Source organism: Nocardia violaceofusca NBRC 14427 (genome assembly GCF_963869435.1).
GTDB classification, from domain to species: Bacteria; Actinomycetota; Actinomycetes; order Mycobacteriales; family Mycobacteriaceae; genus Nocardia; species Nocardia aobensis.
On sequence record NZ_CAWMPM010000012.1, the window covers coordinates 325,845 to 338,424 of the forward strand.

Annotated in this window: 13 protein-coding genes; 7 read left to right on the forward strand and 6 right to left on the reverse strand. The window is 65.9% G+C overall.

Translation table 11 applies throughout. From position 1 onward, the window contains the following. Positions 1 to 39: 39 nt before the first annotated feature. Together AC5592_RS11440 and AC5592_RS11445 are read right to left on the reverse strand one after the other, a co-directional pair. Positions 40 to 489, reverse strand: coding sequence for a hypothetical protein (locus AC5592_RS11440; RefSeq protein WP_157121749.1), 450 nt, complete (start codon positions 487 to 489; stop codon positions 40 to 42). 391 nt (positions 490 to 880) lie between these two features. Beyond that, positions 881 to 1,741, reverse strand: coding sequence for a haloalkane dehalogenase (locus AC5592_RS11445; RefSeq protein WP_063064123.1), 861 nt, complete (start codon positions 1,739 to 1,741; stop codon positions 881 to 883). 179 nt (positions 1,742 to 1,920) lie between these two features. Here AC5592_RS11445 and AC5592_RS11450 point away from each other — a divergent pair, with 179 nt between their 5' ends. From AC5592_RS11450 to AC5592_RS11470, 5 genes are all read left to right on the forward strand, one after another. Continuing rightward, the gene (locus tag AC5592_RS11450) at positions 1,921 to 2,112 is read left to right on the forward strand and encodes a hypothetical protein (protein ID WP_063064124.1); all 192 of its coding nucleotides are present in this window, start codon (positions 1,921 to 1,923) and stop codon (positions 2,110 to 2,112) included. 178 nt (positions 2,113 to 2,290) lie between these two features. Continuing rightward, a complete protein-coding gene (locus AC5592_RS11455) occupies positions 2,291 to 3,712 on the forward strand; it encodes a serine hydrolase domain-containing protein (RefSeq protein WP_198163806.1) in 1,422 nt (473 codons plus the stop codon). A gap of 28 nt (positions 3,713 to 3,740) precedes the next feature. Beyond that, positions 3,741 to 4,475, forward strand: a complete 735-nt coding sequence (locus AC5592_RS11460) for a MerR family transcriptional regulator (protein ID WP_036509372.1) — start codon at positions 3,741 to 3,743, stop codon at positions 4,473 to 4,475. 172 nt (positions 4,476 to 4,647) lie between these two features. Next, entirely contained in the window at positions 4,648 to 5,901 is a 1,254-nt protein-coding gene (locus AC5592_RS11465) for a cytochrome P450 family protein (protein WP_063064125.1), read from the forward strand. 13 nt (positions 5,902 to 5,914) lie between these two features. After that, positions 5,915 to 7,168, forward strand: coding sequence for a cytochrome P450 family protein (locus AC5592_RS11470; protein ID WP_063064126.1), 1,254 nt, complete (start codon positions 5,915 to 5,917; stop codon positions 7,166 to 7,168). 28 nt (positions 7,169 to 7,196) lie between these two features. On the opposite strand, the gene AC5592_RS11475 is transcribed toward AC5592_RS11470, so the two are convergent. Together AC5592_RS11475 and AC5592_RS11480 are read right to left on the reverse strand one after the other, a co-directional pair. Beyond that, positions 7,197 to 8,105: a sugar phosphate isomerase/epimerase family protein gene (locus AC5592_RS11475; RefSeq protein WP_063064127.1), complete on the reverse strand. Its 909-nt coding sequence runs from the start codon at positions 8,103 to 8,105 to the stop codon at positions 7,197 to 7,199. Between the two features lie 96 nt (positions 8,106 to 8,201). Beyond that, complete coding sequence (locus AC5592_RS11480; RefSeq protein ID WP_063064128.1) at positions 8,202 to 9,152, reverse strand: GlxA family transcriptional regulator; 951 nt, start codon at positions 9,150 to 9,152, stop codon at positions 8,202 to 8,204. A 71-nt stretch (positions 9,153 to 9,223) separates the two neighbouring features. On the opposite strand from AC5592_RS11480, the gene AC5592_RS11485 reads away from it, so the two are divergent. Then, positions 9,224 to 9,559, forward strand: a complete 336-nt coding sequence (locus AC5592_RS11485; protein WP_063064129.1) for a cupin domain-containing protein — start codon at positions 9,224 to 9,226, stop codon at positions 9,557 to 9,559. A 378-nt stretch (positions 9,560 to 9,937) separates the two neighbouring features. On the opposite strand, the gene AC5592_RS11490 is transcribed toward AC5592_RS11485, so the two are convergent. Together AC5592_RS11490 and AC5592_RS11495 are read right to left on the reverse strand one after the other, a co-directional pair. Beyond that, on the reverse strand, positions 9,938 to 10,150 hold the full coding sequence (locus tag AC5592_RS11490; protein ID WP_063064130.1) for a DUF397 domain-containing protein: 213 nt from the start codon (positions 10,148 to 10,150) through the stop codon (positions 9,938 to 9,940). Next, entirely contained in the window at positions 10,147 to 11,025 is an 879-nt protein-coding gene (locus tag AC5592_RS11495) for a helix-turn-helix domain-containing protein (protein WP_063064131.1), read from the reverse strand. Before AC5592_RS11495 ends, AC5592_RS11490 begins: the two co-directional genes overlap by 4 nt. 721 nt (positions 11,026 to 11,746) lie before the next feature. Between AC5592_RS11495 and AC5592_RS11500 the strand changes: the two genes are divergently transcribed. Then, a complete protein-coding gene (locus AC5592_RS11500; protein ID WP_036509387.1) occupies positions 11,747 to 12,304 on the forward strand; it encodes a hypothetical protein in 558 nt (185 codons plus the stop codon). Positions 12,305 to 12,580 lie beyond the last annotated feature (276 nt).

Sequence of the window (12,580 nt, forward strand, 5' to 3'; positions counted from 1 at the left end):
GCTGTTCTCGCCTACCGCCTGGTGGTTGTACGTGCTGGCTCAGTTCATCGCAAAGCCTTCGGTGGAGAAGGTGAACCCCTTTCCGGAGGCATCGTCTCGGCACGACACGCCGGAGTCTCGGGCGGTGCAGGTGAAGCCGTCGGCCGACAGGGATGTGTTGTAAGGCAACACTTTTGCCTCGTTCGGCGCCTGCCGGAACACCGCTTGCCCCAGTACCGCGAAACGCGGTTGGCTGCCCCGCTCGATCATGATCGTGTCGGGCGGGACCTGTTTGTGGGAGTAGTGGCTCTCCACCGTCGGAGCGCCTTTCACGCCGATCCCCGCGCCGGTGTTCGTCGCGGGCTGGCATCCGGCCATATGTGGGTCACCGCCGACGACGATCGCGCAATGCCATCGCCCGGCCGGAGTGGTGAAGTAGTAACCGTCGATCCCGCCGGAGTTGGCCGCGTACGACCGGGCATCGGCCACTGCCACGCCGGGCATCGCCATATTCGACAACGCAGCCGATGTGCCTGCGGGCGAGGCTGTCCCGACACTCCGCACGTCACCGACCGCCTCGTTGTCGCCGACCGCCTCGCCGGCCGAACCACCGCACCCGACAACGCCCATCGTCAGCAGGCAGATCGACATCGTGACGAACGGTGAAACAACTGCACGCCTGTTCATCGCACGCTTTCCGAAACCTTCTCGGTCTCATCAGGTTCGAGTGGTCGGCCGACTTGCCGCAGATCGGCTACCGATTATCGCGGGGCTGGTCGGCGTCCACAATAAGCTGTTCGACCGACAGCCGCGCAGGTCTTCGTATAGTTCGGTTCGCCGCGCGGAGTGTCGGACGGCGCGCCGGTAAAGCCTGGAGGGCTACGCCTCTGCCGCGGAACACTTACGGAAAACGATTCGCGATGGCCGTCGCGATCTCATTCGGCGCGTGCTCCTGGATGAAGTGACGAGCACGGGCGAGTTCGACCGTTTCGACATCGGTGAAGGCGGCGCGTATGCGCGGAATGCACGTTTTCGGCCGGAACACGGGGTCGCGCATCCCCCACACCAACAGCGCCGGCTTGTCCCCGAGGCGCGTGGGAACGTCTCGGGAAAGCTGCTCCAGCAGTGGAGTCGCAGCACGAATTTCCCTGGGCATCACCGCAAGTCCGCAACGCGCCGCCGCGGTGGGTTGCACCGCGCGATAATGCTCGGCTTCCGCCGCGGTGAGCGTGCGCCCCAATTCCGAGAGCAGTACGCGCTCGATGAGAAAGTTCTGCTCGAGTATTCGGCGCTGCATCGGACGGCTGCTCATTATCACGCTGAACGCCTTGTTGGCTTTTGCTTCGATCGGCCAGAACACCGTGTTACCCAACACGATTCCCCGCACCCGATCCGCCCGCGCGACCGCCGCGCCCAACCCGATGGGCCCGCCCCAATCCTGTCCCATGACGATGAACTCGTCGAGCCCGAGATGATCGATCAGCTCGCCGAGCACCACGGTGAGTTCGGCGACCGTATATCCGAAATCGGAAGGCCGTTCGGACAATCCGAACCCCGGATAATCCACCGCGACACACCGATATCGATCGCGCAGCTCGGTGACGATATGGCGATAGAGGAAACTCCACGTCGGGGACCCGTGGCAGAACAGGATCGTCGGCCCGGACCCCTCGTCGATGTAGTGCATGCGCCCGGCCGACGAGTCGAACCAACGCGACTCGAACGGATACAGACTCTTGTCCGGAACGAAATCGATCATCATGGTGCCCTCCCTCGAGGCCCAGGCTATCCCGCCACCCGCCCGGCCAGTGCGCTCTGCGACCCGAATCACCAAGGTCACCAGACCTGGAAACTCGGGGCTGTTTCGCACTCCGAGGGCTTCTTACTCTTCGAAGTGGGGGCCGGAGTCAGCCCTGACACTCATCGATACGGAGAAGTCTCATGAGCAAGCGATTCGCCGTCACCGTCGTGACCGCTGCCGCCCTGGCGCTGCCGCTCGCGGCCGCGCCGTCGGCATCCGCCGACACGACCGGCACGGGTTCGGCCTCGGGCTCGGCGAATGCGCTGAGCAATCTGATCTGTGAGTTCCGGGATTACCTCGGAATGGGCGGATGTGTCTACCACATCCCGTGAATTGCGCGAGCAGTTCGACTCGGTGTGGAGGCGTCGTACCACCGACCGGGTCGGGGAGCGGTCGCCGATGGTCCGGAAGGCCTATGAGCTGAGCCCGGAGACCCCCGCGTCATAGCGTCGAACAATTTCCGCCTCCGGCTTGACCTTGACCCAGGGGCAGGGTTCGACGATGGTCCGCATGAACGACAACGCACTGCACACCATCGCCGACCGGATCCGCTCGCAGGTGGAAACCTTCTGCGAATCGGACCAGGTCCCCGGCTACGTCGCCGGTATCTACCACGCGGGCGAACAGATTCTCGTCTCGCACGGCACCGCGAACCTCGCCACCGGCGCCCCGATGCGCGAGGACACCGGGTTCCTCTTCGGTTCCGTCACCAAGGTGCTCACCACCACGCTGGTACTGCAACAGGTCGAACGCGGACTGCTGAAACTCGATGCGCCGGTGGTGGACTACCTGCCCGAATTCTTGCTCGCGGAACCGGATGCCGCGGACAAAATCCTGGTCCGGCACCTGATCTCCCACACCAACGGTATCGACGCGGACCTGTTCTTCCCCGATGCCGAGGGCCGCGACGCGCTGCGACACTACGTCGAGGGCCTCGCGCAGTGTGGCACCCTGTTCGCACCCGGCGAGCAGCTCAGCTACTCCAACGGCGGCATGATCGTGGCGGGCCGTCTGCTCGAGGTGGTCACCGGGACGCCCTACCCGGACCTGCTGCAACGGGAGTTGTTCGACCCGGTCGGCATGACGACGTCGAGTACCTCTGCGCGACAAGCGATTCTGCGCAGCACGGCGGTCGGCCACTTCATCGATCCCGACACCGGGAGTGTCGCGCCGACCGGTATGTTCATGCTCCCCGACACCTGGGGACCGGCCGGCGGCACCCCGATCGGCACGGTCGCCGACCTGCTGGCGTTCGGACGCACCCACCTCGCCGGTGGCGTCGCGCCCACCGGTGCGCGGGTCCTGTCCGCGGAATCGACGGCGACGATGCGGCGAGTCGCCCACGATATGCACACTCCGAACGTCCCGCCGATGGGACTCGGCTGGGTGCGATATCCGCTCGGCGACACCACGGTGCTGGCGATGTCGGGCGCGTCACCGGGAGGGGTGTCCATTCTGTGTGTGGTCCCCGAATACGACCTGGTATTCACCGCCTTCGGCAACACATCCGGAGCGATCGTGCTGCACGACCGGCTGCTGCGGTGGCTGCTGACCGAACATCTGGACATCGAAATCCCCACGCTCATCGATGAATTCGACGCGGAGTTCGACCTCACCCCGTACGCCGGCACCTACCGGTCGGGCCAGCTCCGCGTCGATGTCGACATCGTCGACGGGCAGCTCGAGGAGCGCGTGACCTACGAACCCGACGACGCGACGCAGGAACGCATCTTCACCGCATTCGCCGGGGGTGCGACCTCGGCACCGCCGCAACGGTATGTTCCGGTCCGGCCCGGTCTGTTCGCGCCGGTGGGCTATCCGCCGGAAATCTTCGACGGGTACCTGCGACTGCTGCTGGTCTCCTACCACGACATTCGCGACGGCCGTGCCCGTTTCCGCAATGCCGGCGGCCGCCTGACCCGGCGTTCCTGACCGCCCGGGCGCGCGGAAGGATGTCGGTATGCTCACGATCGGACAGCTCGCGGACTATGCGGGCGTGACCGTCAAGGCCGTGCGCCACTATCACCAGCGCGGCCTGCTCGCCGAACCCGACCGCGACGCCTCGGGTTATCGCCGCTACACCGCGCAGCACGCGATCGACCTGGTCAAGATCAGGACACTGGCGCACGCCGGGGTGCCGCTGGCCCGCGTCAAGGATCTGCTCGATGCCGACCCGGGCGCCCTTTCGGCGGCCCTCACCGAGATCGACCACGACCTCGAACACCGTATCGAGCAGTTGCGGCGCACCCGGGAACAACTCACGCAGCTGCGCGGCGGCGACCGCCTCTACGTGTCCGCGGACGTCGCCGATCATCTCGACGAGCTGCGCGAACTCGGCGTCAGCGAGCGGCAGATCCAGCTGGAACGAGACGGTTGGATCCTCATGCAGACCGCCTCACCCGCAGCGGCCGCCGCGTGGATCGCCGAGAAGCGCGAATTACTCACCGATCCCGAATTCCGCGCCATCTATCTCGACTACGACGCCGTCTACGATTGCTCCCCGGCGGATCCGCGGCTCCCCGAGTTGGCGGCGCGGACGCGAGAATGGTTCGGGCGCAGACACAATGGAGCGAGCGACGTGCCGGATCACGATGCGACCATCGCCCGCCTGGCGGTCCGGTCGCAACCCGGTGCGTCATCGCCGGCGTGGGACCGGCTCGCCGAGCTGATGCGGGAGCCGAGCGAGGAGCAGTAACGCTCGCCGCCGAGCAGCTACCTGCACGCAACAAGCTACCTCGCTGACTGTTTCGTCAAAAACATTGAAGTACAACGGTTTCCGCTAGGGTGTCCGCCGTGCCCATACAACGAATGGCAGGCAATCTCGCAGGACATCGGACAGGACACGCAACATCACACGCGGGGGACGCATGCTGAACGACGCAAACGCGGTGCACCACAGCGGCCGGACGTCCGGCCACGGCTCTCCGGCGCGCTCCGCGGAACCGCAGATCCGGCTCGATTCCACCGACTTCGCGGCGGACCCGCACCGCGCCTACGAATCCATGCGCCGCCGTGGGCCGCTGGTACCGATCGAGCTGGCGCCCGGGGTGCCGGCCACTCTGGTGATCGGATATCAAGCGGCACTGCAGATTTTGAACGACGAGGCTCGCTTTCCCGCCGATCCGCGCCGATGGGAGAAGAACGCTCCGCCGGACTGCCCGGTGACGCCGATGCTCGGCTATCGGCAGAACGCCCTGCGCACCGCGGGTGCCGAACATGCCCGTTACCGGCGCACGATCACCGACGCGCTGGACACCGTCAACCTGCACAAGGTGCACGGCGCGGTCGCACGCGCCGCCGACGCTCTCGTCAACTCCTTCTGCGAGCGCGGCACCGCCGATCTCCGGATGGATTACGCCTTCCCGCTGACCTTTCGGGTTCTCAGTGAGCTGATGGGCTTTCCCGAAGACGCCGCATCGGCGGCCTATCAGGGGATGGCCGCGATGCTGGACGGGGTCGGCGCCGAAGAAGGTCAGCAGCGGTTCATCGAGGCGCTGCTCGCGGTGGTCGAGCAGAAGCGCGAGCGTCCCGGTGACGATCTCACCTCGCGACTGCTGACCCACCCGGAGGGCCTGGATCCCATGGAGATGGTGAACCAGGCCGCGTTGCTGTTCTCGGCGGGCACGGAGCCGACCTGCAATCTGATCCTGAACACCCTGCTGCTGTTGATGGCCGACGAAGAGTACGGCGGCGACGTGCTCAGCGGTGCCATGGATACCCGCGATGCCATCGACGAGGTTCTGTTCGCGGATCCGCCGCTGGCCAATTTCTGCATGACGTATCCGAGACAGCCGCAACTCATCGGCGACGTGTGGTTGCCGGCCGATCAGCCGGTGGTCGTCAGCTTGGCGGCATGCAACACCGATCCGCATATCGTCGGCGGCGACCGGCGAGGGAACCGGTCTCATCTGGCGTGGGGAGTCGGCCCGCACTCGTGCCCGGCGCAGCCGCTCGCGCAGACGATCGCGCGGCAGGCCATCGATTTGCTGCTCGATGCGCTTCCGGATATTCGCCCGGAAGTTCCTGCGCAGCAACTAAGTTGGAGAACTGGGCAGTTTCACCGCGCCTTGGCAGCCCTGCCGGTGGTGTTTCCCGCATGCCCGCCGATGCGTCTCACCTGATGGAGGATCTCCGATGACAGATACGCAGCCGCTGGTGCTGGATCCCAGCGCCGCCGACATCCAGGGCGAGCTGGCCCGCGTCCGCGCTCGCGGCCCGGTGGCCGAGGTGGTGCTTCCCGGCGGCGTACCGGCCTGGTCGGTCACCGACGCCGCCATCCTCAGGCGGCTGCTCACCGATCCGCGCGTCTCCAAGGACGCACACCAGCACTGGCCGCGGTTCATCGACGGCGAGATCGGGCCCGAGTGGGTGATGTTTCCGTGGGTGGCGGCCAGAAATATGCTCACCACCTACGGCGAGCAGCATCAGCGGCTGCGCAAACTCGTGGCGCCGGCGTTCACGAACAAACGCACTCAGGCGCTCCGGCCGCGGATCGACGCGTTCGTCGCCGAACTGCTCGACGAGTTGTCTGCTGTCCCCGACGGCGAAATCGTCGATCTGCGTGCGGGTTTCGCCACCGAGCTGCCGATTCGCGTCATCGGCGAACTGATGGGTGTTCCGGCCGGGATGGATGAACAACTGCGCATCCACGCGGACGGAATTCTCGATACCAGCCTCGCCCCCGCCGAAGTCGGTGCGCATTTCGGCGCGCTGTTCGTCCTCATGGAAGAACTGCTGCGGCACAAGCGGGAGAATCCCGGCGACGACCTCACGACCGTGTTGATGAACGCCCACGACGACGCGGACGGATCGCGGCTCGATGAGCAGGAGTTGCGTGACACACTGCTGCTGATCATTACGGCCGGTCACGAAACCACCGCGAATCTGTTGGACCACAGCATCGTCGGTCTCCTCACCCATCCGGACCAACGGAAGGCCGCCATCGCGGAACAAACGTCGTGGTCCGAGGTGATCGAAGAAGGACTGCGATGGAACGCACCGCTGGCGCATATGCCGATGCGTTTCGCGGTGGAGGACATCGACATCGCCGGTAATTCCGACTTCCCGGAAGTGCGGATCAACCGGGGTGACGTGATCATCGCGTCGTTGGCGGGTGCGGGGCGGGATCGAAAAGTGCACGGCGACAATGCCGATGTGTTCGATGCCGGGCGGCGGTCGAAGGAACACCTCGCGTTCGGGTACGGGGTGCATCATTGTCTGGGGGCGCCGCTGGCGCGGTTGGAGGCGGCGATAGCGCTTCCGGGTCTGTTCGAGCGGTTTACCGATATGGAACTCGCGGTGGATCCTGCTGAGCTGCGGCCGATTCCGAGCATTGTGACCAATGGGCATCGCGAAATTCCGGTTCACCGGACGGCGCACGAATCCTGATGGCAGCCGATCTTGTGGTCCGGCGCGCTCACCGCACCGATCTGCGGACGGACGAAACGGGCCAGCCGGAGTCCCGCAGAACGCGTCGCGAAGTGGTGTAAGCCTGCCGGGCAGTGACGTACGGATCCTGCGCGTCCAGGTCATCGGACACGACTTCGACCGCGATCGGTGCCCGGACACCGTGGCGTGCGAGCCTGCGCAACATCGGAATGAGCGCGGCCGCACCGTGACCGGGCAGCCGGCGACAATGCAGCGCCTCGCGGCGAAGGTCGGACAACGGTTCGGGCAGGGTGTCGCACAATTGGATCGCCGCCATCCGCTCCGCCGGAATGGCCCGCAGTGCGGAATCCGGTTCGTCGGCGGTGTGGGCGCGCTCCCAATGCCAGGCATCGATGAGGAGTCCGGCGTTGTCCGCGCCGGATGCCTCTATCACCTGCCAGGCGCAGGTCGCGGAATCGATCGCGGCGTACGGCATGTACTCGAGGGCGACGCAGGCCCCCGCATCGGCGGCGCGGTGGCACAATTCGCGCAACCCACGTGCCAGGGTCTCCAACGGGAAATGCTGCGATATGGTCGTGTGGATTCGGCTGGCGCCGAGTACGGCCGCCATCCGCACCACGATGCGGTCGGATTCGAGTTCGTCCGCGGAGAATGCGGCCGGATCCGCCCAGTGGGCGGCCAGCTCGACTTCGTTCACTTCGAGACCGTGCTCAGCGATCACGGCGGAGATATCGGCGGGGTTCGAATGGTCCTTCAACGCCGCACGATAGTGCTCGACCGAAAGCCCGATGCCGGTGAAGCCGGCGGCCGCGGCCGCCGCACACCGAGTACGCAGATCGGCGTTGCGCAGCGTGAGATCGCTGAGTGTCAGCGAGTAGCCGCCATGCGTGCCGGTCGTACGAACTGTCTCGCGGTCGCCGGGTCCGCCGATGTTCACACTGGCGGTCTACCCGGCCACACCCGACGAAACCCTCGTTGCGGAACTTCTCGATCACGACGAACTGCCGGAGTCTGCTCCTCTCGGCGGCAGTATCTACGTTTTACCTGCGGCCGGAGTTCGGAACGCGCGCCGATACGCGCCCGGTGTGGTGCCGACCTGGTCGTGAAAACGCCGACGCAGATTGACCGCCGAGCCCAGACCCACCCGGACCGCGATGGCATCGACCGGTAAGTCCGTGTCCTCCAACAGAACTCGCGCCCGCGCCACCCGACGCTCCAGCAACCACCCACCCGGACTGGTGCCGGCCTGATCGGCGAACCGGCGCGCCAGCGTACGTGGCGAGACGTTGATATGCGCGGCCATATCGGCCACCGACAACGATGTCTCGAGCCGCGCCTCGGCCCACTCCAGCAAACCGTCGAATCCGTCCTCGACCGGCGAGGGCGGCGCGTACTGAACCTGACCGCCATCGCGGTGCGGCGGCATCACCATGTGCCGCGCGATGAGTGCGGCATGCGCGGCCCCGTGATCCGCGCGAACCAGGTGCAGGCACAGGTCGATTCCCGCACCCGCCCCCGCGCTGGTGGCCACATCGCCGTGGTCGACATACAGCCGATCCGGCTCCACCCGAACCTGCGGAAATTCCCGCGCCAATTGCCCGGCCCGCGCCCAATGCGTCGTCGCCGAACGCCCGTCCAACAGCCCGGTCCGCGCCAACGCGAACACTCCCGAACAGATCGTGACCAGCCGCGCCCCACGGCCGTGCGCCCGGAGCAACGCCCGCCGCACCGGTCCCGACAGCGGCGTCTCCACCGGCAGCCATCCCGGAATGATCACGGTGTCCGCCGAGTCCAGCGCCGCCAATCCCCGCGTCACCGATATCGCATAACCTGCCGTCGTCGGCACCGCCCCCGGCGCTTCCGTACATACCTCGAACTCGTAGTGCTGCGGCACCCCATCTCGCTGGGTACCGAAAACCTCGACAGCGCAACCGAGTTCGAACGTCGACTGCACCGGTCGCACCAATGCCACCACACGATGCATGGCAAGAATGTACCCCTCGACGTCGACTCAGACACTGTCCGGGTCTCGCCGCATCCGGCACCGTGACAGATATGAACCCCGAAATCCTCTCCCAGCCCGGCTACACCTGGACCGACGTCGCCGACGCTCCGAGTCGCGAACTCTTCCCCGGCATCCGCCTGCGCCAACTGTGGAAGGGCGACAACGGCGCCCACGCCCATGTGCTGGAAATGGACCCCGGCACCTCCTGGCCCCGCCGCGACGTGCACGAACCCGGGCCCGAGGAGGTCTTCATCCTGACCGGCATCTTCAACGACGGCGCCCGGGATTACTCGGCGGGCACCTTCATCCATGCCCCGGCGGGAAGCTGGCACGTTCCGGCGAGCGAGACGGGGTGCACGCTGTTCCTGTTCTATCCCGAGGGGTAGTCAGGCAACTCAGGAGCCGAATCCGGGCGCGGTCTGTCGCCGCTGCGGTTGAGGTCGTCCAGTCTGGAGGGTACTTACGCCCAGGCCGTCACACTCGACTCAGAGCTCGAGATCGGACCAGGGGATACTGATCGAAAACGGGATCGATGGTCACCACATCCCGGCGGTGGCGGGCAGGGCGCCGGTCAGGATGTAGTTGGCGCGGTGCAGCACGGTTATGGCGGGGTCGGAAGAACACGTCGGGTTTCGGTGCTCATCCGCCGGCTCTGCTCGGTTCTATCAATATGTGCCGGAACGCGTTTCGTAGGCTCGTGGCCTACGAAACGCACGGCAATTCCTAGCCGGGCGACGTGATTGCGTATGTGCGCGGCCGGGCCGCTATGCGGTCGGCGCGATGAGCCCGCCGTGCTTTACGGTCGCGGTGAAGGCATCCCAGTCCGCCGGAGCGAAGGCGAGTGCGGGTCCTGTCGGGTTCTTCGAGTCGCGCACACCGACCGAGCCGTCGGCGAGGAATGCCACCTCGACACAGTCCTGGCTGCCGCCGCTGTGGCTGCTCTTGAACCAGCGAGCCATGGATAGATCAGCGCTCACTTCGCGAACTCCCTTGCCTTGTCCCGCAGCAATTTCCTGCTGTCCTGCTCATTCAACGCTACCTGCCCCAGCGCAGCGTGCGCGCGGTGATACCGCCGCACGAGGTCCGCATCGTCGAAGTACATGGCTCCCGTGTAGCCCTCGGCGTAGACGACGGGAGGTTCGGCCGGCCGGCCGTCCCCGGGCTCTCCGAAACTCAGGATGGTGAAAGGACCGGTCAAGTCGCCCAGCGGGAGGCCGGCGGCGAACGGCAGGACTCGGATTCGGATGTTCGGCCGAGTTCCCGCATCGGCGAGGTAGCGCAGTTGTGCGTCCATGATTCGCCGGTTCCCGATGACCCGTTGCAGCGCCGACTCGTCGAGGATGATGTCGGCCGGGACGGGATCCGACTTCTTGGTCAGCAGTACCTGGCGTCGCACCCTCATCTCGACCCTGCGGGCAATTTCGCCGTCCGATTCCGTCGGATGCGCCTGCCGGGTGACGGTTCGCGCGTAGTCGGGTGTCTGAAGCAGACCGGGAATGAGTTCTTGGAATGAAATCAGCTTTGCGGCAGCCGCTTCCAAGCCCATGTAGACATCGAAGCTGACCGGGATCAGATCCCCGTACTGATGCCACCAACTCTTACTGTTTCCCTGCTGCGCAAGCCCTTTGAGGGCTTCGGTGGTCGTGTCGTCCGCGCCGCAGACTTGGCAGATCGCGTCGACGTCCCACAGCCGGATCCGGTCGGCGGTGCCGGTCTCCAGCCGCTGGACCGTGGTGGCGCCGCGTTCGATGCGGCGCGCGAGCTCCGCGATCGTCAGGCCGGATCCCTGACGGAGCTCCCGTAGATACCGGCCGAGCTGACGGCGGGGGAGCGTCGAACTGATATCCACCATGACGAGCTGCCTCCTTTGGATGCGGCGGTCCGGGGTTGTGGATGGACACCGCGGGGTTCTGGGACGACGAGCTTGGACTTCTGATGAATCCCAGCGGATTATCCACACTTGCTTGTCGGTTCACGACGAATTCGCTATGCTGGGACTGCATCTGGGGCGGGGCGTGCTGAACAGCCGTCGGCCCCTCCCATCGAACCAAGGCATCGCCAGTGATGACAGCAGATCGAGTGGAACGCCCGGGGCAGGCAAACCCGTTGGCGCGCATGCGCGGAGAGGATCACGCGGCAGTTGGTGAGCGTATCACCGAGGCGGAGGGATTGCGTGCCGTATGGCGATCGACGCGGGACCCACGTGGCCGCATCGAGATATCGGCCGTATTCGACGCCGGCGCAACTCCGGAACAGATCCGGCGGTTCGCGCCCGGCACGGACCTGGCGCAGGCGCGTGAGCTCCATCCGAAGTGGAATCGATTGTGGGACAGCGTCAAGCGCGATTTCTGGGCGGACATAGCTGCTTCGGCCGGCTGCTCACCGGTGACCAAAAGGGAGAACCGCCGATGAGAAATACGAGTCCCATGCCTGCGCCTGCGTCCGAAGAACCTGTCGCCGCCTCCTTGCCTGATCGCGGCGCGGAATCCGGCCCGGGGGAGGGGCCTCGCCACCGGCTTCCTGGCCGGGCCAGGCGTGCCGCTGTTCGAACATCTTTCGAGAAGGAGAGGGGCATGAAGGGGTTGGACCCCGCCAGGGAGGAGACGGAATCGATTGCGGCTCTGCGGGATGTCGCCGGTGCGCTGGCGGTGATGTCGGTGGCGCGCAGCAAGGCTGTCGGGTTGGTGCGTACGGAGATCTCGGGGACCGACACAGCGCGGCACGACATCGAAATCCAATGTCTTGCTCATCATCTCGGGTTTCGCTGGCTGTGCACGCTGCGTCCGCCCGAGGGTGTTCGCGACCCGCTCGGCGACATCCTCGCGATCGCGTCGGGGATGGACGCGTCGGCCGTCCTCGTCTACGACCTGGCCCACGTCGACGATCGGCCTGAACGTGTGAGCGCCGACTTCGATCTGGCCACCGTCGCACCACCTCGGTTGTGGCTCGCCGGAACAACGAAACCGTATGCCGTAGAACCACCACCGTTGAACGACTGCACCTGGGAGCCCACTCACCTCGAACGAGACTGCGCTCGCCGATTGTGGGAAATCCACCGTGATTGTTTCCCTGGCTGCCTGGCCGGGCTCGCGGCGAGTGCAGCGCTGTCGGCACTGGACGAGGTGGACTGATTCGACGCAGCGCAGAGGGGCGCGCGAGGCTCTCGATACGGCAGCAGCGTCGGCCAGGACCCGGTCAGGTTCGCGATGGCTCGACTGAGCCGTCGTTGTGGGTGAATTATTCGTGCAAACTCGCGCTGATTACGCGGAAAACTCACTAATCGGCCGAGGTTTGCACGAAAAATTCAGACCACAGCGTTCGCCTTCGGGCGCACCTCTCTCTCGTCCGGGACGTCTGGACGATATGCACGGCGGGGTCCGACCCGCTGGGTGTAGCCAGGTGGGTGC